At 62.1% G+C, this 24,901-nt stretch carries 18 protein-coding genes; 6 read left to right on the forward strand and 12 right to left on the reverse strand.

The genetic code is table 11. The features are described from left to right. Positions 1–65 precede the first annotated feature (65 nt). Together treB and treR are read right to left on the reverse strand one after the other, a co-directional pair. Positions 66–1,481, reverse strand: a complete 1,416-nt coding sequence (gene treB, locus M6G53_RS08100) for a PTS trehalose transporter subunit IIBC (RefSeq protein WP_049198760.1) — start codon at positions 1,479–1,481, stop codon at positions 66–68. Positions 1,482–1,618: 137 nt separating this feature from the next. After that, entirely contained in the window at positions 1,619–2,566 is a 948-nt protein-coding gene (gene treR, locus M6G53_RS08105) for a trehalose operon repressor TreR (protein WP_038879034.1), read from the reverse strand. Positions 2,567–2,988: 422 nt separating this feature from the next. On the opposite strand from treR, the gene mgtA reads away from it, so the two are divergent. Beyond that, entirely contained in the window at positions 2,989–5,697 is a 2,709-nt protein-coding gene (mgtA, locus tag M6G53_RS08110; protein WP_253330376.1) for a magnesium-translocating P-type ATPase, read from the forward strand. A 211-nt stretch (positions 5,698–5,908) separates the two neighbouring features. Continuing rightward, complete coding sequence (locus M6G53_RS08115) at positions 5,909–8,299, forward strand: beta-N-acetylhexosaminidase (RefSeq protein ID WP_253330378.1); 2,391 nt, start codon at positions 5,909–5,911, stop codon at positions 8,297–8,299. A 54-nt stretch (positions 8,300–8,353) separates the two neighbouring features. Here the strand turns inward: M6G53_RS08115 and ridA are convergent, their stop codons facing one another. From ridA to argF, 5 genes are all read right to left on the reverse strand, one after another. Beyond that, positions 8,354–8,740, reverse strand: coding sequence for a 2-iminobutanoate/2-iminopropanoate deaminase (gene ridA / locus M6G53_RS08120; protein WP_004933379.1), 387 nt, complete (start codon positions 8,738–8,740; stop codon positions 8,354–8,356). A 157-nt stretch (positions 8,741–8,897) separates the two neighbouring features. Next, positions 8,898–9,362 (reverse strand): aspartate carbamoyltransferase regulatory subunit, encoded by a 465-nt coding sequence (gene pyrI, locus M6G53_RS08125; RefSeq protein ID WP_038879023.1) that lies wholly within the window; start codon positions 9,360–9,362, stop codon positions 8,898–8,900. 12 nt (positions 9,363–9,374) lie between these two features. Continuing rightward, on the reverse strand, positions 9,375–10,310 hold the full coding sequence (gene pyrB, locus M6G53_RS08130) for an aspartate carbamoyltransferase (protein ID WP_048232532.1): 936 nt from the start codon (positions 10,308–10,310) through the stop codon (positions 9,375–9,377). 289 nt (positions 10,311–10,599) lie between these two features. Then, the gene (locus M6G53_RS08135) at positions 10,600–12,168 is read right to left on the reverse strand and encodes an ABC transporter substrate-binding protein (protein ID WP_253330380.1); all 1,569 of its coding nucleotides are present in this window, start codon (positions 12,166–12,168) and stop codon (positions 10,600–10,602) included. A 195-nt stretch (positions 12,169–12,363) separates the two neighbouring features. Continuing rightward, positions 12,364–13,383: an ornithine carbamoyltransferase gene (argF, locus tag M6G53_RS08140; protein ID WP_253330382.1), complete on the reverse strand. Its 1,020-nt coding sequence runs from the start codon at positions 13,381–13,383 to the stop codon at positions 12,364–12,366. 162 nt (positions 13,384–13,545) lie between these two features. Here argF and rraB point away from each other — a divergent pair, with 162 nt between their 5' ends. Both rraB and miaE read left to right on the forward strand, forming a co-directional pair. Next, entirely contained in the window at positions 13,546–13,971 is a 426-nt protein-coding gene (gene rraB, locus M6G53_RS08145) for a ribonuclease E inhibitor RraB (RefSeq protein ID WP_253330384.1), read from the forward strand. Positions 13,972–14,148: 177 nt separating this feature from the next. Continuing rightward, on the forward strand, positions 14,149–14,913 hold the full coding sequence (gene miaE, locus M6G53_RS08150) for a tRNA isopentenyl-2-thiomethyl-A-37 hydroxylase MiaE (protein ID WP_253330386.1): 765 nt from the start codon (positions 14,149–14,151) through the stop codon (positions 14,911–14,913). Positions 14,914–14,928: 15 nt separating this feature from the next. Here the strand turns inward: miaE and M6G53_RS08155 are convergent, their stop codons facing one another. The 5 genes from M6G53_RS08155 to pepA form a co-directional block, all read right to left on the reverse strand. Continuing rightward, entirely contained in the window at positions 14,929–16,536 is a 1,608-nt protein-coding gene (locus M6G53_RS08155) for a GMC family oxidoreductase (RefSeq protein ID WP_253330387.1), read from the reverse strand. Positions 16,537–16,762: 226 nt separating this feature from the next. Further along, the gene (locus tag M6G53_RS08160) at positions 16,763–17,266 is read right to left on the reverse strand and encodes a GNAT family N-acetyltransferase (protein WP_004933360.1); all 504 of its coding nucleotides are present in this window, start codon (positions 17,264–17,266) and stop codon (positions 16,763–16,765) included. Between the two features lie 200 nt (positions 17,267–17,466). Continuing rightward, complete coding sequence (locus M6G53_RS08165; protein WP_253330395.1) at positions 17,467–20,343, reverse strand: valine--tRNA ligase; 2,877 nt, start codon at positions 20,341–20,343, stop codon at positions 17,467–17,469. 12 nt (positions 20,344–20,355) lie between these two features. Continuing rightward, complete coding sequence (locus M6G53_RS08170) at positions 20,356–20,805, reverse strand: DNA polymerase III subunit chi (protein ID WP_025305119.1); 450 nt, start codon at positions 20,803–20,805, stop codon at positions 20,356–20,358. Positions 20,806–20,889: 84 nt separating this feature from the next. Next, entirely contained in the window at positions 20,890–22,401 is a 1,512-nt protein-coding gene (gene pepA / locus M6G53_RS08175) for a leucyl aminopeptidase (RefSeq protein WP_033636874.1), read from the reverse strand. Positions 22,402–22,683: 282 nt separating this feature from the next. On the opposite strand from pepA, the gene lptF reads away from it, so the two are divergent. Next, on the forward strand, positions 22,684–23,778 hold the full coding sequence (lptF, locus tag M6G53_RS08180) for an LPS export ABC transporter permease LptF (protein ID WP_253330397.1): 1,095 nt from the start codon (positions 22,684–22,686) through the stop codon (positions 23,776–23,778). Then, entirely contained in the window at positions 23,778–24,848 is a 1,071-nt protein-coding gene (gene lptG, locus M6G53_RS08185) for an LPS export ABC transporter permease LptG (RefSeq protein ID WP_253330399.1), read from the forward strand. Before lptF ends, lptG begins: the two co-directional genes overlap by 1 nt. Positions 24,849–24,901: the final 53 nt, after the last annotated feature.

Raw genomic sequence — 24,901 nt, forward strand, 5'->3', positions numbered from 1 at the left:
AGCTGCAGCTCGAAAGCTATAGGGTATTTCCAGCCCCTACATTCATGTTGCGTATTTTGCGTCAATTAAACCGGCAGCTCGCCACGGGCTGCCTTGCGCTTGTAGACCATGATGGTCAGCACCAGCGGGATGACGATCGCCACCAGAATCGCCAGCGAGTAAATCAGCCAGAACTGCGGTTTGATAGACAGGATGCCCGGCAGGCCGCCGACGCCGATGCCGTTGGCCATCACGCCGTCCAGGCCGCAGATAAGGCCTGCGATCGCGGAGCCGATCATCGCGCACAGCATCGGGAAGCGGTATTTGAGGTTGATGCCGTACATCGCCGGTTCGGTCACGCCGAGGTAGGCAGAGATCGCCGCCGGCACCGAAATTTCACGCTCGTTGGCCTTGCGGCTGATGATGATGATGCCGAGCACCGCCGAGGCCTGCGCGATGTTGGACAGCGCAATCAGCGGCCATACCGGGGTGCCGCCCATGCTCTGGATCATCTGCATGTCGATGGCCAGCGTGGTCTGGTGCACGCCGGTGATCACCAGCGGCGCATACAGGAAGCCGAACAGCGCGGCGCCCACCGGGGCGAAGCTGCCGGTCATCACCGCTTTCACCGCCCAGGCGACGCCGTCGCCGATCATGCGGCCGAACGGCCCGATCAGCGCGTGCGCCAGGAACACCGCCAGCAGCAGCGAAACCACCGGCACCACCACCAGATAGAGATAGTCGGGGACGATCTTTTTCAGCCGGGTTTCGATCCAGCCCAGCGCCATGCCCGCCAGGATCGACGGGATCACCTGCGCCTGATAGCCCACTTTCTGGATCACGAACCAGCCGAAGTTCCACACTTCCGGCGTTTGCTGGCCGAGCAGGTAGGAGTTCATCAGCTGCGGCGACACCAGGGTGACGCCCAGCACGATGCCGAGCACTGGCGTGCCGCCCATCTTTTTCACCGTCGACCAGCAGATGGCCACCGGCAGGAACATGAAGATCGCTTCACCCAGCAGCCACAGGAAGTCGTAAACGGTTTTCCACGCCGGGTGCATCTGCGCCAGCGTTTGGCCGTCGGACATCGGGATGTCGCCGATCACGTTGCGGAAGCCGAGGATCAGGCCGCCGCTGATCAGCGCCGGCAGCAGCGGGAAGAAGATCTCGGCGAAGTGAGAGATGGTGCGCTCGGTCCAGGTCATGTTCTGGCGCGCGGCGACCTTGGCCTGTTCCTTGTCGGCCTCGTTGACGCCGGTGCTGGCGATCAGCGCCTGATAGTAGTCGCCGACGTCGGTGCCGATCACCACCTGGAACTGCCCGGCGTTTGTGAAGCAACCTTTGACCATCGGCAGCTCTTCGATTTCTTTGGGGCTGGCCTTGCTGGGGTCATTGAGGACGAAACGCAGCCGGGTAATGCAATGGCTGACGGTGGCGATGTTCTCGCGGCCGCCGACCAAAACAATCAGGCGATCAATATCCTGCTGTTTTACTTTGCTCATTATGGGATACCTGCAGAGGTGTTGACTGAGTAATGATCAAAGCTTAGCCACTCGGCTTTTTGAATGAAATGGGAACGTTCCCGGTTTGGGGCGAGGATCACAAAATGACAAAAAATGGTCAACTTCCAAGCAGATCGTCAGGAAAGTTTGCTGGGCACCACCAGGCGGCGGATCCCCTGTTCGCCGCTGAGCTGCGCCAGTAGCTGCTGCGCCGCCAGCAGGCCGGCGCTGCCGTAGCCGAACTCGACCGACAGGGTATCGGGGAACAGGAAGCTGAGCAGCGGGGTGTTGCCGATGGCGCACACCTGAATGGCGTGCGCCGGCTGCTGCTGCAGGTATTTTATCGCCCCCAGGGCGATGCTGTCGGAGGCGCAGATCAGCGCGCTGGTGTGCGAGTCGATCACCTCGGCGGCGTGCTGGAAACCGCTCTGATAGCTCAGCTCGCCCAGCGTGGCGCGCGGCGTGAGCTTGAGGCGTTCACAGGCGTCGAGGTAGGCCTGATAGCGGCGCTGGCCGGTGGTGGCGTCGCTGAGCTGCACCCCCAGATAGCCGATGTGCCGGTGCCCCTGCCGGTGCAGGCGATCCATCAGCAGGTTCACCGCGCCGGCGTCGTCGTAGCAGACGGACGAGAAGCCGTCGTATTCACGCACCATCACCACCATTTTTTCCTGCCACGGTTTGAGCATCGCCGCGGTCAGGCCGGTGAAGCCGAACAGGATCACCCCGTCGACGTTGCGCTGGCGCAGCACGTGCAGGTGCTCCTGCACCAGGCGGGTTTCGAACTGGCTCTCCATCACGATCGGGTCGAAGCCCTGCTGATACAGCAGCGGCAGCATGGTGCGCACCGCCTGGTTTTCCGACGGCGAATCGAGACGGGAAACGATGATGCCTACCACCTTGTCGCTCTGGCCGCGCATGGCGCGCGCCGACTTGGAGGGGGTAAACCCCTGCTGACGGATCACCGCTTCCACCCGTTCGCGGGTTTGCGGGCTCACGCTGCCTTCATTGTTCAGCACGCGTGAGACGGTGGATTTGCCTACGCCGCTCAGGCGTGCGATGTCCTTGATGGTCAGCCGGTTTTGCATGGTTTACTTGTCGTTTAGGTTGTAAGGCGTAAATTGACGGCCAATAATGAATGCCCGTCAGCATAGCTCATTTTCCGACGCGGATCTTGATGCAAAACGGGATTGTGACATTGCGATGAACGGCCGCTCCTGCCGCTCTGTTTTTCCCTTTACCGGAGGTTATACCCCATATGGACCCCGACCCGACTGCTTTAGACACTCACTCGGTTCTCCGGTAAAACCTCTCCGCCTGGCGCTGCTGTTTTACCGGTGAAGTACATCACGGTAACCGGTGGCGCGCGCTTCGTCGTTCGCTCCTGCTGCTGAAAAAAAGAATAAGGATCTGCATTGGCAGAGGCTTTTTGGCGTGCCCGCCATCTGCCCGGCCGATGACGATCCCCGTTTACCCGCTGCCGTGAGGCACCGGGCGACGAGGTGCGACCATGAAACTGAAAAAACTCCCCCGTCAGCTGCTGGGCCTGTTCGCCCGCAGCCTTCCGCGCCGTTTGGTGCACCGCGACAGCCTGCTGGACAGCGTCGGCGGCGCTGCGCGCGATATGCCGGCCGGCCTGGCGCAGCAGCGGCTGGAATGCGCCGCCGCAGAGACGATGCAACTCTTTGAGCGTTTTCACAGCCACCCGGAAGGCATCACCGCCCATGAGGCGGAACAGGTGCGCCGGCGGTGCGGCGAGAACGTTATCGACGATCAGCAGAAAGAGGCCTGGTGGCAGCACCTCTGGCACTGCTACCGCAACCCGTTCAACCTGCTGCTGACCGCGCTCGGCATGATCTCTTATGCCACCGAGGATCTGACCGGCGCCTTGGTGATCGCGCTGATGGTGCTGATCTCCACGCTGCTGAACTTCATCCAGGAGGCGCGCTCCAACCGGGCGGCCGACGCGCTGAAAGCCATGGTGAGCAACACTGCCACGGTGATCCGCAGCGATGCGCTCACCGGCAAGAGCGAGCACGTGGAACTGCCGATCGCGCAGCTGGTGCCGGGCGATATCATCAAGCTGGCGGCCGGCGACATGATCCCGGCGGATCTGCGCGTGCTGTCGGCCAAGGATCTGTTCATCAGCCAGGCGGCGCTGACCGGCGAATCGCTGCCGGTGGAAAAATCCGCGGCGCCGCAGGCGTCGGCGGCCGATCCGCTCGACTGTCAGAACCTGTGCTTCATGGGCACCAACGTGGTCAGCGGCACCGCGCTGGCGATGGTGATCGGCACCGGCGGCAACACCTACTTCGGCCAGCTGGCGCAGCGCGTCACCAGCCAGGATGATCAGCCGAACGCCTTCCAGAGCGGCATCAGCAAGGTCAGCTGGCTGCTGATCCGCTTTATGCTGGTGATGACGCCGATCGTGCTGCTGATCAACGGCTACACCAAGGGCGACTGGTGGGAAGCGGCGCTGTTCGCGCTGTCGGTGGCGGTCGGGCTGACCCCGGAAATGCTGCCGATGATCGTCACCTCGACGCTGGCCAAAGGGGCGGTGAAGCTGTCGCGCCAGAAGGTGATCGTCAAACGCCTGGACGCCATCCAGAACTTCGGCGCCATGGATATTCTGTGCACCGACAAGACCGGCACCCTGACTCAGGACAAGATCGTGCTGGAGCGCCACACCGACGTGTTCGGCGCCAGCAGCGAGCGGGTGCTGCGCTACGCCTGGCTGAACAGCTTCTACCAGACCGGGCTGAAAAACCTGCTCGACGTGGCGGTGCTGAGCTGCGCGGAGCAAAATCAGCAGCCGGAAGCGCTGCAGCACTACCGCAAGGTGGATGAGATCCCGTTCGATTTCGTGCGCCGCCGCATGTCGGTGGTGGTGGCCAAGGACAACGAGTATCACGAGCTGGTGTGCAAGGGCGCGCTGGAAGAGATGCTGGCGATTTGCAGCCACGTGCGCCACGAAGACGAGGTGATCCCGCTCAGCGAGGCGCTGCTGGCGCGCATTCGCCGCATCACCGACGATCTCAACCAGCAGGGGCTGCGGGTGGTGGCGGTGGCCAACAAGATCCTGCCAGCGCAAACCCACGAATACGGCGTGGCGGACGAGTCGGATCTGATCCTCGAAGGCTACGTCGCCTTCCTCGATCCGCCGAAGGAGAGCACCGCGCCGGCGCTGGCGGCGCTGAAACAGAACGGCGTCACGGTGAAGATCCTTACCGGCGACAACGAGCTGGTGGCCGCCAAAGTATGCCGGGACGTCGGGCTGGCGGCCGAGCACCTGCTGCGCGGCAGCGAGATCGAGCAGATGGACGACGAGCAGCTGGCGCAGGCGGCGGCGCGCACCACGGTGTTCGCCAAGCTGACGCCGCTGCACAAGGAGCGCATCGTCAAACTGCTGCGCCGCCAGGGGCACGTGGTGGGCTTTATGGGCGACGGCATCAATGACGCGCCGGCGCTGCGCGCGGCCGATATCGGCATCTCCGTCGATTCGGCGGTGGACATCGCCAAGGAAGCGGCGGACATCATCCTGCTGGAAAAAAGCCTGATGGTGCTGGAGCAAGGGGTGATCGAAGGGCGCCGTACCTTCGCCAACATGCTGAAATACATCAAGATGACTGCCAGCTCCAACTTCGGTAACGTGTTCAGCGTGCTGATCGCCAGCGCCTTCCTGCCGTTCCTGCCGATGTTGCCGCTGCACCTGTTGATTCAGAACCTGATGTACGATATCTCGCAGATCGCCATCCCGTTCGATAACGTCGACGACGATCAAATTACCCAGCCGCAGCGCTGGAACTCCGCCGATTTGGGGCGGTTTATGGTGTTCTTTGGGCCGATCAGCTCGATCTTCGACGTGCTGACCTTCAGCCTGATGTGGTGGGTGTTCAAGGCCAATACGCCGGAAATGCAGACGCTGTTCCAGTCCGGCTGGTTCGTGGAAGGGTTGCTGTCGCAAACGCTGATCGTGCACATGATCCGCACGCGCAAAATTCCGTTTATCCAGAGCCGCCCGTCCTGGCCGCTGTGCATCATGACGCTGGCGGTGATCGCCACCGGCATCGGCCTGGTGTTCTCGCCGCTGGCCGGCTTCCTGCAGCTGCAGGCGCTGCCGCTCGGCTACTTCCCGTGGCTGGTGCTGATCCTCGCCGGTTACATGGTGCTGACCCAGTGCGTGAAAGGCTGGTTCGTGCGCCGCTACGGCTGGCAATAACCCGCTCGCCCCCTCCGGCCGGGAGGGGGCAACTGTGATCCCGTCCGCTTTTTCACCGCAACGGTTGGACATCTGTTCTGTGCTGCGTCTTTATCTACAGCGTTGGCTGTTTTCCCCTGCGCCTTTCAAACCAACGCGTTGTTGTTTATCGCCTAGCGGTGGTTTGAAATTCATTGGGGATATTTTGTTTTTTTCCTCTGAGGAATTTCCGATGCACAGACCTTTCCGTTATACGCTACTGGCTTCATCGTTATGGTTTTCTTGCGGCGCGCTGGCGCAGCCGGCCGGCGATCTGCCGCTGATGCCCTGGCCGCAGCAGGTGGAAGTGACGCAACCGGCGGGCAAGCTGGTGCTGGATCATCGCTTGTCTCTGACGCTGCAGGGTGACGACCTGGGCGACGCGCTGCCGCGCTGGCGCCAGCGCATCGAACTGCAGACCGGCTGGACGCTGGCGCCGATGGAAGAAGCAAACGGCGCGGCGATCAAGGTGGTGATCAAGGACCGGGTGGCGGCGCAGCCGCTGCCGGGCAGCGACGAGAGCTACCGGCTGGCGGTCACGCCGCAGGGCGCCACGCTGACCGCCAACACCCGCTTCGGCGCGCTGCGCGGCATGGAGACCCTGCTGCAGCTGCTGCAGACCGACGGGCAAAACACCTTCCTGCCGCTGGTGGATATCCGCGACGTGCCGCGCTTCCCGTGGCGCGGCGTCTTGTTGGATTCGGCACGCCATTTCCTGCCGCTGCCGGACATTCTGCGCCAGCTCGACGGCATGGCGGCGGCCAAGCTTAACGTGTTCCACTGGCACCTGACCGACGATCAGGGCTGGCGCTTTGCCTCCGAGCACTACCCCAAACTGCAACAGCAGGCCAGCGACGGCCAGTTCTACACCCGCGAGCAGATGCGGCAGGTGGTGGCTTACGCCACGGCGCGCGGCATTCGCGTGGTGCCGGAGATTGACATGCCGGGGCACGCCTCCAGCATCGCGGTGGCCTATCCCGACCTGATGAGCGCGCCGGGGCCGTATCGCATGGAGCGCGAGTGGGGCGTGCATAAGCCGACGCTCGATCCGACCCGCGACGAGGTGTATCGGTTTGTCGACACGATCGTCGGCGAGCTGGCGGCGATCTTCCCCGATCCTTATCTGCACATCGGCGGCGACGAAGTTGATGCCAGTCAGTGGCGGGCATCGCCGTCGATTCAGGCGTTTATGCAGAAGAACGGGCTGGCGGATACCCATGCGCTGCAGGCCTACTTCAACCAGAAGCTGGAAAAGATCCTCGAGAAGCACCAGCGGCAGATGGTCGGCTGGGACGAGATCTATCATCCGTCGCTGCCGCGTTCGATCGTCATTCAGTCCTGGCAGGGGCAAGACTCGCTGGGTGCCAGCGCCCAGGACGGCTATCAGGGCATTCTCTCCACCGGTTTCTATCTCGATCAGCCGCAAAGCACCGCCTATCACTACCGCAATGAAATTCTGCCGCAGCCGCTGGGGGTCGAGACGGCGGTGCAGCCCGGCGAGCAGGCGCAAAGCTGGCGCTTCAGCATGCCGCGCCTGAAGGGCAGCGCGGTGGAAGGCAGCTTCACGCTGATCGAGGGCAAGCAGGGCTGGCGCGGCTTCATCGATTTCAACGGCAAGTCGCGCCGCGCGGTGCACGACATCGTCTGGCGCACGCCGCAGCAGGTGACGTTCCGCGTCGATACCTGGATGGGCGACACGCGGCCGGTGTTCACGCTGCAGCAGGACAAGCTCAGCGGCTATACGTTGGTCGGCAACGTGCGTTACCCCACCCGCGGCGACAAACTGGCGGCGGTGCCGGCGGGCAAGATGCCGGTGGTGCCGGACGAGAAAGGGCAGGCCAACATTCTCGGCGGCGAAGCGGCGCTGTGGGCGGAAAACGTGCGTGCGCCGCTTCTCGATCTCAAGCTGTGGCCGCGCGCCTTCGCGGTGGCGGAGCGGCTGTGGTCGGCGCAGGACGTTACCGACGAAAGCAACATGTACCGGCGGCTGGCGGCGATCGACGCCTGGTCGGTGGTGTCGGTCGGCCTGCAGCAGCATGCGGAAACGGCGCGCGAATTCACCCGGCTGAGCAACAGCGTGCAGATCCTGCCGCTGCAGATCCTGGCCGAGGCGGTGGAGCCGGCGCAGTATTACACCCGCCAGCACCTGAAGTTCCAGGCCGGCAACTATCACCAGTTCGAACCGCTGAACCGCTTTGCCGATGCGCTGCCGCCGGAGAGCAGCGCGGTGCGCGACATGCATGCCCAGGTCGCGGCCTTGCTGAAGGATAAGCGCGATAAGGCGGCGGCGCAGGCGCTGCGCGAACGGCTGCAGCGCTGGCAGGCGAACGGCGCGGCACTGCAGACGGCGATCGCGGGCAACCGCACGCTGCGGGATCTGGCGCCGGTGGCGCAGGACGTTGGCGCCTTGGCCACGCTGGGCTTAACGCTGCTGGAATGCCATCAGCAGGGCAAACCGCTGAGCCGGGCCGAGGCCGAGCAAGCGCAGCGCCAGCTGGATGCGGCGGCGCAGACGCGCGACGAAGTGGTGATTGCGGCGGTGTACCCGCTGGAGGCGCTGCTGCGGGGGCTTAAAACGGAGTGAGGGGACAAATAAAAACGGCCAGTCTGCACTGGCCGTGATTCGCATGCGTGTCGATTAACGACGCACGGCGATGGCTTCGATTTCGATCTTCACGTCTTTTGGCAGACGCGCCACTTCCACGCAGGAGCGGGCCGGGAACGGCGCGCTGTGCTCGGTGAAGAAGGCTTCGTACGCGGCGTTGACGGTGGCGAAGTCGTTCAGGTCTTTCACGAACACGGTGGTTTTCACGATGTCGGCAACGATCAGGCCGGCGGCTTCGACGATCGCCTTGACGTTTTCCAGCGACTGGCGCGCCTGAGCGGCCACGTCGTCGGCAACGGCGCCGGTTTTCGGATCGACCGGGATCTGGCCGGAAGTGATGATCATGCTGCCCAGATCAACGCCCTGCACGTAAGGACCAATGGCTGCCGGGGCGAGTTCAGTGCTGATATTACGTGACATGTTTTCTCCTGATAGACCCGTTGTCTTTCACGCTGCCGCGCGGTCGGCCGCAGCGTAAAATTCGGTGGGTAGCAACGTGGGTAGAGTTATTTTCAGGCATCCATTATAGGGAGTGACGCGCAGATTAACAGCGCCGCTCCCGCTAAAAGGGCAGAATTCAGTCGGCCTGCAACACCACCTGATGCTCGAACTCTTTTTCGCAGTAGCGGCACTTCAGGTGCACTTCGCCGTCGCGCGGCTTCACGCTGAAGCTCGACGCCACCGGCTCGCTGCGGCTGATGCAGTTGCTGTTCGGGCAGGTCAGCACGCCGTCGATGTGATCCGGCAGGCTGAGGGTCAGCTTGCGCACCACTTCATAGTTGTCGATGCGGTTTACCGTGGCCTTTGGCGCGTACATCGCCAGCTGGTTGGCCTGCTGCTCGGTCAGGAAGGTGTTCTCGATCTTGATCAGATCCTTGCGGCCCAGCTCGTTGGAGGGCAGGTTCAGGCCGATGGTGATGCGCTGGTCGGTGGCGGTCAGCTTGAACAGCGTCAGCAGTTTAAAACCGATCTGCGCCGGAATGTGGTCGATCACCGTGCCGCATTTGATCGCTTCGACCTGCAGTTTGTTGTCGTGAGTCATGGCGGTTCCCCCTTAAAGAGCCAAATCTGCGTTGAGCACCAGCGCCAGCAGCGCCTGGCGGGCGAAGATGCCGTTGCCCGCCTGCTGGAAGTAGTAAGCGTACGGCGTTTTATCCACGTCGGTGGCGATCTCGTCGATGCGCGGCAGCGGGTGCAGCACCTTGAGGTTGGCGCGCGCGCCGGCCAGATCCGCAGCGCGCAGCACGAACTGCGCCTTCACGTTGGCGTACTCGGAAGGATCGAGACGCTCTTTCTGTACCCGGGTCATGTAGAGAATATCCAGTTCCGGCACCACTTCTTCAATGCTGCCGTGCAGGCTGTACTCGATGCCTTTCTCTTCCAGCATTTTCAGGATGTAGGCCGGCATCGCCAGCGCGTCCGGGGCGATGAAGTAGAAGCGGTTGCCTTCGAACTTGGCCAGCGCCTGGGTGAGCGAGTGCACGGTGCGGCCGTACTTCAGGTCGCCGACCATGGCGATGCTGAGGTTGCTCAGGCGGCCCTGAGTTTCCTGGATGGTGAACAGATCCAGCAGGGTCTGGGTCGGGTGCTGGTTGGCACCGTCGCCGGCGTTGAGCACCGGCACGTTGCCGGAGAATTCAGCGGCCATGCGCGCCGCGCCTTCCTGCGGATGACGCATCACGATAGCGTCCACGTAGGTGCTGATCACCGAGATGGTGTCGGCCAGGGTTTCGCCTTTCTTGCCGAGCGAGGTGTTGCTGCCGTCGGCGAAGCCCACCACCGAGGCGCCGAGGCGGTGCATCGAGGTTTCGAACGACAGGCGGGTACGGGTCGAGGCTTCGAAGAAGCAGCTGGCGATCACCTTGTGTTTCAACAGTTCCGGCTGCGGGTTGGCTTTCAGACCGGCGGCGGTGCGCAGCACCAGCTCCAGATCCTCGCGGCTGAGATCGTTAATAGAGATGATGTGTTTGTGATACAGCGGGTTGGCCATTTTTCACTCCTCCTCGACGCGTGCCCGTGGCGCGGGACTTTTTAAGGCAAAAAAAAGCCCCTCAATGAGGGGCTTGAAACGATCGGTTCAGCAACAGGAGAAACAACGGCAGCTGGCCGCCGATAGGCAGTCGGTTTTGTCGATTGCGGCTAACAAAACAAACGTCGTTTTTCATGCTTTCTCCTGGCAAATTGTGGCGCATTATACTCGCGCTTTTCGCCACTGCAAGCGTTAAAACGCCGTTTTTTGCCGCTCCGCAATCGATTGGCCGGCGATGGCCGCCCGCCGGCTATTTGCTGACGCGATCGTAATAGACCATGTCGGCGTTCAGCCCCTGCTGGTAGCCTTTGACGTTGTCGCGCAGCACCACTTCGGTTTTGGCCTGATCGATAAACACGTACGGCGAACTGCGCTGCAGTTCCTGCTGCATGGCGGTGTACAGCGCGCGGCGCTTGGCCGGATCGGCTTCTGCCAGCGCCGCCAGCGTCTGCTGGTTCAACTGCGGGATCTGCCAGCCGTTCAGCCCGGCCACCGTGCTGCTCTTGCCGTCGTTGTAGGCGAAGGCGCTGGCGTTGGAGTGGGCGTCGAAGTAATCCGGGATCCACAGGCGGATCGCCGCCTGATGCTGCCTGGCGCGCACGCGGGAGTAAACCTGGCTGCCCGCCGCCGGCAGCAGTTCTACCTTCACGCCGGCGGCGGCGAAGCTGCCCTGCAGCGCCTGCGCGATGGTGATGAACGGTGGTTTGTTCTCTACGTCGAGCGTAAAGGCGGCGTGGGTGATGCCCGCCTTGGCCAGGATGGCTTTCGCCCTGGCCGGATCGTAGCTGAACGGATTGGTCTCCAGCGCGCCCGGCAGCCCGACCGGCAGGAAGCTCTGGTGCACGAAGTATTGGCCCTTCAGCAGATCCTTCGTGATGCCCTGATAATCCACCAGGTAGCGCGCCGCTTCCCAGAAGGCCGGGTTGTTCAGCAGCGGATTGGCGCCGTTACCGGTGTTGAACACCAGGTAGTTTTGTTCGGCGGACGGGATCTCCAGCACCTTGACGCCCGGCTGGTTTTTCAGCGTGTCGGTCTGATCGGCGCCCAGTTCGCGGGCGATATCGGCGTCGCCCTGCTGGATCAGCAGGCGGCGGGTGGCCGGATCCGGCACGTTTTTAATGATGATGTTTTTCAGCTGCGGCTTGTCGCCCGGCGCGGTGGGGTTGGCGTCCAGCACGATCGCCTGATGCGGCTGATAGACGCGCATCTTGAACGGGCCGCTGCCGGCGGAGTGCATTTTCAGCCAGGCGTTGCCGAAGTCGCCGTCTTTGACGTTGGCCAGCGTTGCCTTGCTGTCGACGATCGAGGCGATCGGCGTCGAGAGGATATTCAGCGCCACCGCCGGGCTGACGTCCGCCGTCCAGCGCAGCTGCACGGTATGTTCGTCGATCTTCTTCAGCTGCGCGTCGATGTTGTCCGGCTGCCAGCCGAGCACGTTGAGGATGAACGCCGGCGATTTGTTCATTTTGACCGCGCGGCTGTAGGAAAAGATCACGTCGTCGGCGGTTAGCGGGTTGCCGGAGGCGAACGCCGCCTGCGGCCGCAGTTTCACCGTCAGCGTTTTGGCCGCCGCATCGCCCTGCCAGCTTTCCGCCAGCACCGGCGCCACCTTGGCCGGATCGTCGCGATCCGCCTGCACCAATCGTTGATACAGGCTGGGCACCGTCTGGATGCTGGAGAGTTCGTTGGCTTCCGCCGGATCGAGGCTGACGATGTCATCCAGCGATTGCACCACCACCAGCGTATTCGGCGGCGTGGCGGCTAACGCGGCGGCGGGCAGGGCGGCGAGCAGGAACAGCGGCAAGAGTTTGGCTTTCATCGGTGTGTATCCCCTGAAGGCGCCGCCAGGCGGCGCTGAGAACGGTTTGTTATCGTTGGTTTTCACGGCGCGGGCGCCGTCGGCCTGTCACGGTAGAACCTTTGCCGGCGGTGGGCAAAGGCCAATCCGCTATTTGATATTCCAGGAATATATTAGCCGCCCTGGCCGGGGGCGCCAGGGCGGAGGGGAGGACTGTCAGAGGGTTTCGCTCAGCGTGGCGACCAGCACCGCCTTGATGGTGTGCAGCCGGTTTTCCGCCTGATCGAACACCACGCTGTGCGCTGATTCGAACACGTCGTCGGTCACTTCCATGCCGCCGTGCAGATCGTACTGCTGCGCCATCTGCTTGCCGAGCGTGGTTTGATCGTCGTGGAACGCCGGCAGGCAGTGCAGGAACTTCACGTTCGGGTTGCCGGTCAGCTTCAGCATCGCCATGTTGACCTGATACGGCCGCAGCAGCGCGATACGCTCCTGCCAGGTCTCTTTCGGTTCGCCCATCGACACCCACACGTCGGTGTAGAGGAAGTCGGCGTCCTGCACCCCTTCGGCGATGTCTTCGGTCAGGGTGAGTTTCGCGCCGGTTTGCTGCGCCAGCGCCTGGCATTCGGCCACCAGCTCCGGCTGCGGCCAGCAGGCCTTCGGCGCCACCAGCCGCAGATCCATGCCCGCCAGCGCGGCGGCTTCCAGCAGCGTGTTGCCCATGTTGTTGCGCGCGTCGCCGATGTACGCCAGTTTCACTTCGCTCAGCGCCTTGCCCGGCAGGTGCTCCTGCACGGTGAGCAGATCCGCCAGCAGTTGGGTGGGGTGGAACTCGTCGGTCAGGCCGTTCCATACCGGCACGCCGGCGTATTCCGCCAGGGTTTCCACCAGCGCCTGGCCGTAGCCGCGATACTGAATACCGTCGTACAGGCGGCCCAGCACCCGGGCGGTGTCTTTCATCGACTCTTTATGGCCGATCTGGCTGCCGCTCGGGCCGAGGTAAGTGACCTGGGCGCCCTGATCGAATGCGGCAACTTCGAAAGAGCATCGCGTGCGGGTCGAGTCTTTTTCGAAGATGAGCGCAATGTTTTTGCCCTGCAGCCGGCGCTGTTCCTGCCCTTGCTTCTTGGCCTGCTTCAGATCGGCCGAAAGCCGCAGCAGCGCCTGCAGCTCGGCGGGGGTGAAATCCATTAACCTCAGAAAGTGACGTTGGTAGAACGCATTGCCGGTGCTCATAGTCCGATTCCCTGATTGTGTAATTGAATTAAAATTCACTTTATATGTATGAATATTCAATTTCAACCCCGGCGAGGAAATCTTTCACGTTTATCGTGGAAGCAATGTCGGCGGTGTGTGAAAATAGAAGGAATGAAGGCCATTTGACTTGAGGATATAGGCATGGCAAACCGCGAATTGCTGGAAGAACAACGTGAAGAGACCCGCCTGATCATCGAAGAACTGCTGGAAGACGGCAGCGATCCGGACGCGCTCTACACCATCGAGCACCATCTGTCCGCCGAGAAATTTGAGGTTCTGGAGCAGGCCGCCGTTGAAGCCTTCAAGCTGGGCTACGAAGTGACCGACGCCGAAGAGCTGGAAGTGGAAGACGGGTCGATGGTGATGTGCTGCGACGTGATCAGCGAAGTCGGCCTGAACGCCGAGCTGATCGACGCTCAGGTCGAGCAGCTGGTGGCGCTGGCGGAACGCTGCGGCGTCAACTACGACGGCTGGGGCACCTACTTCGAAGATCCGAACGGTGAAGACGGTGAGGATGACGAAGACGACGACTACATCGACGAAGACGACGACGGCAAACGCCACTGATTAACCCCGCTTATTCACATGGGCCGGTTTTCGCCGGCCCCTGATATCCCCGTCGTCTTTCAAGCTGCAGCGTTGTTGGCTGCACTCCCTCACCCCAGTCACTTACCTAAGTAAGCTCCTGGGGATGAGTGAGCTGGCCGCCTAGCTGCAACTTGAAATACATAGGGCAATGACGCCATGACATACCAATCCCTGTTAGCCCCGATTTTAAGCTTCCTGCACTGTGAAACGCCCGAGGCCTGGATCGACGCCGCGCGCCGTCCGGAAAACCTGCAGCTGTTGCTGACTGACCACCTGGTGTGCGAGCTGAAGGCCGCGCAGACCGGCATGTGGCTGATCCGCCGCTACGTGGCGGACAAAGAGAGCGGCGACGCGCTGTTGGCGCTGCTGCGCCCTTACGAGGCGTTTCTGCACGAAGCGCAGGGCGCGCCGGACACGCTGTTTCGCCAGGGCCAGTTCACCCGCAAGATCCTGCCGAAAAACGGCTCGGCCTACGGCCAGGATCTGGCGGATCGCATGGTGCTGTTGATCAAGGAAGAGTTGCATCATTTCTCGCAGGTGCTGGAGATCATGCAGACGCGCGGCATTCCGTATCGCAAGATCACCGCCAGCCGCTACGCCAAGGGCATGATCCGCGAGATCCGCACCCACGATCCGGCGACGCTGATCGACAAACTGATCTGCGGTGCCTACATCGAAGCGCGATCCTGCGAACGCTTCGCCAAACTGGCGCCGCACCTGGACGACGAGCTGAACCGCTTTTACGTCTCGCTGCTGCGATCCGAAGCGCGCCACTATCAGGACTACCTGACGCTGGCCGAGCAGATCGCCGGCGGCGACATCAGCGAACGGGTGGCGCATTTCGGCCGCCTCGAAGCTGAACTGATCCTGTCGCCGGACAGCGAACTGCGCTTCCACAGCGGCGTACCCGCCGCCGCCTGACGTTGAGGGGCGCCCCTACTGCGGCGCGCCCAGCAACAGATCCACCGCCTTTTCCGCCAGCATGATGGTCGGCGCATTGGTGTTGCCGCTGGTGAGCTGCGGCATCACCGAGCAGTCGATCACCCGCAGCTGTTCAAAACCGTGCACTCGCAGCTGCGGATCGGTCACCGCGTCCTGCGGCGACGGCCCCATGCGGCAGCTGCCCACCGGGTGATACACCGTCTTGCAGAAGTTGCGCACGAACGCTTCCAGCTGCGCCTCGTCGCGCGTCCACTCCGGCTGCGGCATCAGCAAATCTTTAATCAGCGGCTTCAGCGCCGCGGTTTGCAGGAAACCCAGACCGAACTTCACCGCGCGCACGCTGCCGGCCAAATCGTCCGGGTGGCCGAGGTAGTTGGCGTGCAGCTTAACCGGATCGCGCGGGTTGCTGCTGCGTAGCAGCACTTCGCCGCGCGCCTTCGGCTGCAGGTAGCCGACCTTGAGCGTGAAGCCGTGAATGTTCGGCAGCGGCTCACCGGGCACGTCGTCCCAGCTGTCGAGCATCGGCAGGAAGTGGATCTGCACGTCCGGCCGGCCGTCGCCCTGGCTGTCGGTGAAGGCGGCGCCTTCCAGCACGTTGGACGAGAGCACGCCGCTGCGAAACGCCAGCCACTGCGCGCCGTGGCTCAGCGCCTGCAGGCCGCGATCGGCGCCGAACAGGCTGATCGGCTCGTGGGTGCTGACGTTGATCGACATGTGCAGGTGGTCGTGGAAGTTTTTGCCCACCGGCAGATCCGCCCGCACCTCGATGCCCAGCTGCTGCAGGTGGTCGCGCGGGCCGATGCCGGAGAGCATCAGCAGCTTCGGCGAACCGACCGCGCCGGCGCTGACAATAACCTCTTTGGTGGCGCGCGCGGTGACTTCCGCGCCGCCGTTCTGGCTGTAGACCACGCCGGTGGCGACGTTGCGCTCGAAGGTCAGCCGATGCGCCAGGGCGTTCAGTTTCACCACCAGCCGCCGTTCGTCGCGCACCGCCTTCAGGTAGGTGCGGGCGGTGCTGGCGCGTTCGCCGTTGTGGGTGGTGGTCTGGTAGAAACCGACGCCGTGCTGGCTGTCGCCGTTGAAGTCGTTGCGATAGGGCAGGTTCAGCTCCTGGCCAGCGCGGATAAACGCCATGCTGAGCGGGTGGCGGTAGCGGTTTTCGCTGACCGGCAGCAGCCCGTCGGCGCCGTGGTAGTCGTCCGACAGGCTTTCGTTGGCCTCGGCGCGTTTGAAGTAGGGCAGCACCTCACGGTAGCTCCAGCCGGTGCAGCCGTAGCGGTCGGCCCAGTCGTCGTAGTCCTGCGGCTGGCCGCGCAGGTAGATCATGCCGTTGACCGAACTGCTGCCGCCCAGCACCTTGCCCTGTGCGATCTGCATGCGGCGGTTGTTGGCGTGCGGTTCCGGTTCCGTCTCGTAGGGCCAGCTCTTTTTGGCGATGATCTTGGCCACCCCGGCCGGCATCTTGATGAACAGGTTATTGTCGTCGCCGCCGGCTTCCAGCAGCAGCACCCGCGCCTGGGTGCGGCGGATCAGCTGCGCCGCCAGCACACAGCCGGCGGAACCGGCGCCGACGATGATGTAATCAAAGGTGTTTTCCGACATGACAGCTCTCCGTGCGCGATTGGGATACTGGCAGAGTAGCGCGGGGGAAAAAACGGTCAATTTGCGATCGTTAATTTATTAACGAACTTCACATTAAATTTACATCGTGGTTTTTAACGTCAGTTAATCTGCTTTAAAAACGGCGTTATAGCGAGTTTTACTGATTGATTGCGATATTAATAAAATGGCGCAGCACGCTGCGCCATGATAGAGAGGCGGGGGGCGATTACAGCGTTTTCAGCATGGTGACTTCGCAATCGACGTGGCCGGTGGCGCCCATCGCGTGGTCGATGTGTTCGAAGCCCAGGTGTTCATACAGCGCAACGGCCTGCGTCAGGCTGGCGGTGGTCTCGAGGTAACAACAGCGGAAGCCGTGCTGGCGGGCGAAATCCAGCGCCTGCAGCGCCAGGCGTTTTGCCAATCCCTTGCCGCGCAACACCGGCAGGAAATACATCTTCTGCAATTCGCAAATATCGTCTGCGCCGCCCTGCAGCGGCGCGATGCCGCCGCCGCCGGCGACCTGGCCGTCCACCTCGATCACCCAGTAAGCGCTGCGCGGCAGGCTGTAGAGCTGATACAGAGCGTCCAGATTGGGATCGGAGACGGTATAGCCTTTATCCGCCGTCAGGCCGTGCTCGGCGGAGACTTCGCGAATGACGTGAGCAATGGCGGGATTGTCTTCCGCCGTGATGGGGCGCACCAGCAGGCGCGCCGGGGTTGCTGTTGTCATGTTTACACTCGCCATTGAAAGAGACCACGTTCGTTTTTCGTTTTTATCGCAGCACGAAACGCGCCGGGGGTTATTTCCCGGCGGCGTCCCTGCAGCAGTAATATCTTGTAATAACATCTAACCCGGCCCGGATGCAACGGCGATAAAAAAACAGCGGGGAAGACCCCGCTGTTTTTCAGGCGTTGGCGTGAGCCGGTGGATTACAGCGCGGCGATGGTCGCCTGCTGTTCCTGCAGCTTCACTTTGCCTTCTTTGCAGGCCGCCAGACGATCGCGTTCTTTGGCGACTACCGCTTCCGGCGCGCGCGCCACGAAGCCTTCGTTCGCCAGCTTGCCTTCGATCGAAGCGATTTCCGCATCCAGCTTGCCCATCTCTTTCGCCAGGCGCGCGATCTCGGCGTCCTTGTCGATGAAACCGGCCATCGGGATCAGCAGCTCGGCGCCGTCCACCAGTTTGGTGACGGAGACCGGGCCTTTATCACCGGCCGGCAGCAGCGCGATGGATTCCAGGCGCGCCAGACGGGCGATAAAGCTTTGGTTCTCCTGCACGCGGCGCTGGGCGTCGGCGCTGCAGTTGCGCAGCAGCACGTCGAGCGCTTTGCTTGGCGCGATGTTCATCTCGGCGCGGATGTTGCGCACGGCGATGATGGTTTGCTTGATCCACTCCAGATCGTTCAGCGCCTGCTCGTCTTCCAGCGCGGCGTCGTAGGCCGGGAACGGCTGCAGCATGATGGTGTCTGCGGTCGTGCCGGTCAGCGGCTTCACACGCTGCCAGATGGTTTCGGTGATGAACGGAATGATCGGGTGCGCCAGGCGCAGCAGCGCTTCCAGCACGGTGATCAGCGTGTGGCGGGTGCCTCGCTGTTCCGCTTCGCTGCCGTTGCTCACCACCGGCTTGGTCAGCTCCAGATACCAGTCGCAGAACTGGTTCCAGGTGAATTCGTACAGGATGTTGGCCGCCAGATCGAAGCGGTAGGTGTCCAGCGCTTCGCGGTAGGCTTTCACCGTGCGATTGAATTCGGCCAGGATCCAGCGATCCGCCAGCGACAGCACTTTCTCGCCGCCGTTGAAGCCGCAGTCGTGCGCTTCGGTGTTCATCAGCACGAAGCGGCTGGCGTTCCACAGCTTGTTACAGAAGTTGCGGTAGCCTTCCAGGCGCTTCATGTCCCAGTTGATGTCGCGGCCGGTCGAGGCCAGCGCCGCCAGGGTGAAGCGCAGGGCGTCGGTGCCGTGCGGCTCGATACCGTTCGGGAACTGCTTCTCGGTGCGCTTGCGGATTTTCTCCGCCAGCTGCGGCTGCATCATGTTGCCGGTGCGTTTTTCCAGCAGATCTTCCAGCGAGATGCCGTCGACCATGTCCAGCGGATCGATCACGTTGCCTTTCGACTTGGACATCTTCTGGCCTTCGTCGTCGCGGATAAGACCGGTCATGTAGACGGTCTTGAACGGCACCTGCGGCTTGCCGTTTTCATCCTTGATGAAGTGCATGGTCAGCATGATCATGCGCGCGATCCAGAAGAAGATGATGTCGAAGCCGCTGACCATCACGCTGGTCGGGTGGAAGGTTTTCAGCGCGTCGGTCTGCTCCGGCCAGCCCAGGGTGGAGAAGGTCCACAGGCCGGACGAGAACCAGGTGTCCAGCACGTCTTCGTCTTGGGTCAGCACCACGTCGGCGCCCAGGTTGTTCTCGCTGCGCACTTCTTCTTCGCTGCGGCCCACGTAGACTTTGCCGTTCACGTCATACCAGGCCGGGATGCGGTGGCCCCACCACAGCTGACGCGAGATGCACCAGTCCTGAATGTCACGCATCCAGCTGAAGTACATGTTTTCGTACTGCTTCGGCACGAACTGGATATCGCCCTGTTCGACCGCTTCCACCGCCACTTTGGCCAGCGGCGCGGTGCGCACGTACCATTGGTCGGTCAGCATCGGCTCGATCACCACGCCGCCGCGGTCGCCGTAAGGCACCGTCAGGTCGTGCGGTTTGATTTCGTCCAGCAGGCCCAACTGATCGAAGGCGGCAACCACCGCTTTACGCGCCGCGAAGCGCTCCAGGCCACGGAACTCGGCCGGGATCTCGTTGCAGTAGTCGGTGCAGACTTCGCCCAGGGTGTTGAACACTTCCGCTTCCTGACGGATGTCACCGTCGAAGGTCAGAATGTTGATCATCGGCAGGCCGTGGCGTTTGCCGACTTCGTAGTCGTTGAAATCGTGCGCCGGGGTGATCTTCACGCAGCCGGTGCCTTTTTCCATATCGGCGTGTTCGTCGCCGACGATGCGAATGCGGCGGCCGACCAGCGGCAGAATGATCTCTTTGCCGATCAGGTCTTTATAGCGCGGATCTTCCGGGTTGACCGCCACGCCGGTATCGCCCAGCACGGTTTCCGGACGGGTGGTGGCGACCACCAGGTAGTCTTTGCCCTCGGCGGTTTTCGCGCCGTCGGCCAGCGGGTAGCGCAGGTGCCACATGGAGCCTTTGGACTCGCGGTTTTCCACTTCCAGATCGGAGATGGCGGTGCGCAGCTTCGGATCCCAGTTCACCAGGCGCTTGCCGCGGTAGATCAGGTCTTCTTTGTGCAGACGGACAAACACTTCGCGCACCGCGTTCGACAGGCCTTCGTCCATGGTGAAGCGCTCGCGCTCCCAGTCCACGGAGTTGCCCAGACGGCGCATCTGACGGGTGATGGTGCCGCCGGACTCCGCCTTCCACTGCCAGATTTTGTCGATGAACGCGTCACGGCCGTAGTCGTGGCGGGTTTTGCCTTCTTCCGCGGCGATCTTGCGCTCCACCACCATCTGGGTGGCGATGCCGGCGTGGTCGGTGCCCGCCTGCCACAGGGTGTTTTTACCCTGCATGCGCTGATAGCGAATCATGGTGTCCATGATGGTCTGCTGGAACGCGTGGCCCATGTGCAGGCTGCCGGTGACGTTCGGCGGCGGGATCATGATGCAGAAGCTTTCCTGGCTGGTGTCGCCGTTCGGCTTGAAGTAACCCTGATTCTCCCAATGATCGTACAGCTTCTGTTCGATCTGTTTTGGGTCGTATGCGGTGTCGAGCTGACTGTTTGTCTTTTCCATTCTTTATCGTATTCAGTGAGTTGGCGGCGTAGCCGTGGTCAAATGGAAGCCGACGCTGCGATAGGCCTTGTAACGGTCGCGCGCCAACTGTTTCAGAGTGTCTTCGTAAGGAACGAAGTCTACCACTTCATGGAAAGCGGTAGCAAAATCGGCAAACTGCGGCAGCAGGGCGATCAGCAGATCGCGCGGGGCATTGCCGCGCTTGCCGGGCCAGCACAGTTCCACCGGCGCACCGTAGTGCGGCCCTTCGCCGGCCAGGTTGTGCGGCACGAATTCATGCGGCTCGCGCTGCCACAGCGCTTCGTCCAGCCGCTGGGCCTGCTCCTGGCTCTCGCAGGCGATCAGCACCCGCTTGCCGGAACGGAAGCCGCTGGCGGCAACGGCGCAGGCCACGGCCTCATGGGCGCTGAGCGCGCCAGACGGTTCCGCGTTGTCGAGCAAATAAAACGTCGCCTGTTTCATTAAGGATCCACCGCTGCCGATAAAAAAATGTAGGGGCACAGCATGCTGTGCCCCTTAGGATTATACCTGAATTACCGCTCAGATTTAATCGTCGCCGTTCAGGCCTGCACGGTTGAGCAAGAACTGCGACAGCAGCGCCACCGGGCGGCCGGTCGCGCCCTTGGCTTTACCGGAGCGCCAGGCGGTGCCGGCGATATCCAGGTGCGCCCAGGTGTACTTGCGGGTGAAGCGCGACAGGAAGCAGGCGGCGGTGATGGCGCCGCCAGGGCGGCCACCGATGTTCGCCATGTCGGCGAAGTTGGAGTCCAGCTGCTCGTAGTACTCGTCGGCCATCGGCAGGCGCCAGGCGCGGTCGCCTGCCTGCTCGGAAGCGCCCAGCAGCTCGTGCGCCAGCGGGTTGTGGTTCGACATCAGGCCGGTGATGTGGTGGCCCAGGGCGATCACGCAGGCGCCGGTCAGGGTGGCGATGTCGATCACCAGCTCCGGCTCGAAGCGCTCGACGTAGGTCAGGGTGTCGCACAGTACCAGACGGCCTTCGGCGTCGGTGTTCAGCACCTCGACGGTCTGGCCGGACATGGTGGTCAGCACGTCGCCCGGACGGTATGCCCGGCCGCCCGGCATGTTTTCACAGCCGGCCAGCACGCCGATCACGTTCAGCGGCAGGTTCAGCTCCGCCACCACGCGCATCACGCCGTACACGGTTGCCGCGCCGCACATGTCGTATTTCATCTCGTCCATGCCGTCGGCCGGCTTGATCGAGATGCCGCCGGAGTCGAAGGTCAGCCCTTTACCGACCAGCACGATCGGCTTAGCGTCCGGATTTGGGTTGCCCTTATATTCCATCACCGACATCAATGATTCGTTCTGCGAACCGGCGCCGACCGCCAGATAGGCGTTCATGCCCAGCTCTTTCATCTGCTGTTCGCCGATGACGCGGGTGGTGATGTGGGTGCTGAAGGCGTCCGCCAGCTGGCGGGCCTGCGAGGCCAGGTAGCCGGCGTTACAGATGTTCGGCGGCATGTTGCCGAGATCTTTGGCCGCCTTGATGCCGGAAGCCACCGCCAGGCCGTGCTGGATAGCGCGCTCGCCGCTGGTGAGCTCACGGCGGGTCGGCACGTTGAACACCATTTTGCGCAGCGGACGGCGCGGCTCCACCTTGTTGCTTTTCAGCTGATCGAAGGTGTAGAGCGTCTCTTTGGCGGTTTCTACCGCCTGACGCACTTTCCAGTAGGTGTTGCGGCCTTTCACGTGCAGCTCGGTCAGGAAGCAGACCGCTTCCATCGAGCCGGTGTCGTTGAGGGTATTGATGGTTTTCTGGATCACCTGCTTGTATTGGCGCTCATCGAGCTCGCGCTCTTTGCCGCAGCCGATCAGCAGGATGCGCTCGGAGAGAATGTTGGGCACATGGTGCAGTAGCAGCGTCTGCCCGACCTTGCCTTCCAGTTCGCCACGGCGCAGCAATGCGCTGATATAACCATCACTGATTTTGTCGAGTTGTTCTGCGATAGGGGACAGGCGGCGCGGTTCGAAAACGCCGACTACAATACAGGCACTGCGCTGTTTTTCCGGGCTACCGCTTTTTACACTGAACTCCATGCACTCTCCTGAATCTTAAAGACAAAGGCGGACGCTACGGCTAGAATAACCGACTCCGTAACGATCTCCTGCCATTTGAGTTAACGAATTATGTTAACCTGAACGGCATAAATTGCTCTGTTTTGGCGACTATAAGCAAGTTCCTATAGGACACCCAAACGGCTTGATGTTGTAATACTATTTTAGCTGTGAAGGTTGCCATATGATGAGAATAAATGGCGGATTAACGATGAAATTATCGATTTTCCTGCAAAAAGACAAGTTTTCACAGGCGTAATAAGCGTGATCATCATAAGATATCTGGTACGGGAAACGCTCAAGAGCCAAATCGCCATCCTGTTCATCCTGCTTCTGATCTTCTTTTGTCAGAACCTGGTCAGGGTGCTGGGCGACGCGGTGGACGGCAATATCCCGACAAACTTAGTTCTCTCTCTGCTCGCGTTGGGCGTGCCGAAAATGGCGCAGCTCATCCTGCCTTTGAGCCTGTTTCTCGGCTTGCTGATGACGCTTGGGCGGTTGTATACCGAGAGCGAAATCACCGTTATGCACGCCTGCGGGCTGGGCAAACGCACCCTGATTATCGCCGCCATGATCCTGGCGCTGTTCACCTCTGCGGTCGCGGCGGTGAACGTGTTTTGGGCCGGCCCCTGGGCCTCGCGCTATCAGGACGTGGTGGTGAACGAAGCCAAGGCCAACCCGAGCATCGCCGGGCTGGCGGAAGGGCAGTTCAAACCCTCGCAGGACGGCAACGCGGTGCTGTTTATCGGCAACGTGAAGGGCAGCACCTTCAACGACGTGTTCCTGGCGCAGCTGCGGCCGAACGGCAACCAACGCCCGTCGGTGGTGGTGGCCGAGCACGGCAACATCGTGCAGCAGAAAGACGGCTCGCAGGTGGTGACGCTCGACAAGGGCACCCGCTTTGAAGGCACCGCGCTGCTGCGCGACTTCCGCATTACCGACTTCACCGACTACAAGGCGGTGATTGGCCATCGCACCGTGGCGGCGGACAACACCGAATCCGAACAGATGTCGATGCAGACGCTGTGGGAATCCGACGATCCGGACGCGCGCGCCGAGCTGCACTGGCGCCTGACGCTGGTGGTATCGGTGGCGCTGATGGCGCTGCTGGTGGTGCCGCTCAGCGCGGTGAACCCGCGCCAGGGCCGTGTGCTGAGCATGCTGCCGGCCATCCTGCTGTATCTGATCTTCTTCCTGCTGCAGACCTCGCTGCGCTCCAACGCCGGCAAGGGCAAGCTGGATCCGATGCTGTGGCTGTGGCTGGTTAACGGCGTTTACTTGGCGATCGCGCTGGCGCTGAACCTGTGGGATACCGTGCCGATGCGCAAGCTGCGCGCACGCCTGAGAGGAGCGGCCTGATGTTTGGCGTATTAGACCGTTATATCGGTAAAACGATTTTCAACACCATCATCATGACGCTGTTCATGCTGGTGTCGCTGTCCGGCATCATCAAGTTTGTCGATCAGCTGCGCAAGGTCGGCCAGGGCGAATACACCGCGCTGAGCGCCGGCATGTACACCCTGCTGAGCGTGCCGAAAGACATCGAGATCTTCTTCCCGATGGCGGCGCTGCTCGGCGCGCTGCTCGGCCTGGGCCAACTGGCGACGCGCAGTGAACTGGTGGTGATGCAGGCTTCCGGCTTCACCCGCCTGCAGATCGCCGGCTCGGTGATGAAAACCGCCATTCCGCTGGTGCTGCTGACCATGGCGATCGGCGAGTGGGTGGCGCCGCAGGGCGAGCAGATGGCGCGCAACTATCGTGCCCAGCAGATGTACGGCGGCTCGCTGCTCTCCACCAAGAGCGGGCTGTGGGCGAAGGACGGCAACGATTTCATCTACATCGAGCGCGTCTCCGGCGATAAAGAACTTTCCGGCGTAAACATCTACCACTTCAACGATCAGCGTCGCCTGGAGACGGTGCGCTATGCCGCCACCGCCAGCTTCGAGAAAGGCCTGTGGCAGCTTTCGCAGGTGGACACCTCGGATCTGACCAACCCGAAACAGGTGACCGGTACCCAGACGCTGACCGGCGAATGGAAAACCAACCTGACCCCGGACAAGCTGGGCGTGGTGGCGCTGGATCCGGATTCGCTCTCCATCAGCGGGCTGCACAACTACGTGAAGTACCTGAAGCAGAGCGGCCAGGAATCCAACAAATACCAGCTCAACATGTGGAGAAAAATCTTCTCGCCGCTGTCGGTGGCGGTGATGATGCTGATGGCGCTGTCGTTCATCTTCGGCCCGCTGCGCAGCGTGCCGATGGGTATCCGCGTGGTGACCGGCATCAGCTTCGGCTTCCTGTTCTACGTGCTGGATCAGATCTTCGGCCCGCTGAGCATGGTCTACAGCATGCCGCCGGTGCTGGGCGCGCTGCTGCCGAGCATGCTGTTCCTGCTGATCAGCGTGTATATGCTGCTCAAACGCAAGTAGCGGGGCGAGCGGTAGTGAAGAAAGGCGTGGCCGCGGGGCCGCGCCTTTTTTGT

The organism is Serratia nevei, from assembly GCF_024160145.1.
In the GTDB taxonomy this organism is placed as follows: Bacteria; Pseudomonadota; Gammaproteobacteria; order Enterobacterales; family Enterobacteriaceae; genus Serratia; species Serratia nevei_A.

What these genes read in the sequence shown, in the direction of transcription:
- treR (WP_038879034.1), bottom strand. Translation starts at nt 2,566, where the DNA reads ATGCAAAACCGGCTGACCATCAAGGACATCGCACGCCTGAGCGGCGTA.
- rraB (WP_253330384.1), top strand. Translation starts at nt 13,546, where the DNA reads ATGGCAAACCGCGAATTGCTGGAAGAACAACGTGAAGAGACCCGCCTG.
- mgtA (WP_253330376.1), top strand. Translation starts at nt 2,989, where the DNA reads ATGAAACTGAAAAAACTCCCCCGTCAGCTGCTGGGCCTGTTCGCCCGC.
- miaE (WP_253330386.1), top strand. Translation starts at nt 14,149, where the DNA reads ATGACATACCAATCCCTGTTAGCCCCGATTTTAAGCTTCCTGCACTGT.
- pyrB (WP_048232532.1), bottom strand. Translation starts at nt 10,310, where the DNA reads ATGGCCAACCCGCTGTATCACAAACACATCATCTCTATTAACGATCTC.
- M6G53_RS08155 (WP_253330387.1), bottom strand. Translation starts at nt 16,536, where the DNA reads ATGTCGGAAAACACCTTTGATTACATCATCGTCGGCGCCGGTTCCGCC.
- lptG (WP_253330399.1), top strand. Translation starts at nt 23,778, where the DNA reads ATGTTTGGCGTATTAGACCGTTATATCGGTAAAACGATTTTCAACACC.
- M6G53_RS08115 (WP_253330378.1), top strand. Translation starts at nt 5,909, where the DNA reads ATGCACAGACCTTTCCGTTATACGCTACTGGCTTCATCGTTATGGTTT.
- M6G53_RS08165 (WP_253330395.1), bottom strand. Translation starts at nt 20,343, where the DNA reads ATGGAAAAGACAAACAGTCAGCTCGACACCGCATACGACCCAAAACAG.
- pepA (WP_033636874.1), bottom strand. Translation starts at nt 22,401, where the DNA reads ATGGAGTTCAGTGTAAAAAGCGGTAGCCCGGAAAAACAGCGCAGTGCC.
- M6G53_RS08170 (WP_025305119.1), bottom strand. Translation starts at nt 20,805, where the DNA reads ATGAAACAGGCGACGTTTTATTTGCTCGACAACGCGGAACCGTCTGGC.
- treB (WP_049198760.1), bottom strand. Translation starts at nt 1,481, where the DNA reads ATGAGCAAAGTAAAACAGCAGGATATTGATCGCCTGATTGTTTTGGTC.
- M6G53_RS08160 (WP_004933360.1), bottom strand. Translation starts at nt 17,266, where the DNA reads ATGACAACAGCAACCCCGGCGCGCCTGCTGGTGCGCCCCATCACGGCG.
- pyrI (WP_038879023.1), bottom strand. Translation starts at nt 9,362, where the DNA reads ATGACTCACGACAACAAACTGCAGGTCGAAGCGATCAAATGCGGCACG.
- argF (WP_253330382.1), bottom strand. Translation starts at nt 13,383, where the DNA reads ATGAGCACCGGCAATGCGTTCTACCAACGTCACTTTCTGAGGTTAATG.
- M6G53_RS08135 (WP_253330380.1), bottom strand. Translation starts at nt 12,168, where the DNA reads ATGAAAGCCAAACTCTTGCCGCTGTTCCTGCTCGCCGCCCTGCCCGCC.
- ridA (WP_004933379.1), bottom strand. Translation starts at nt 8,740, where the DNA reads ATGTCACGTAATATCAGCACTGAACTCGCCCCGGCAGCCATTGGTCCT.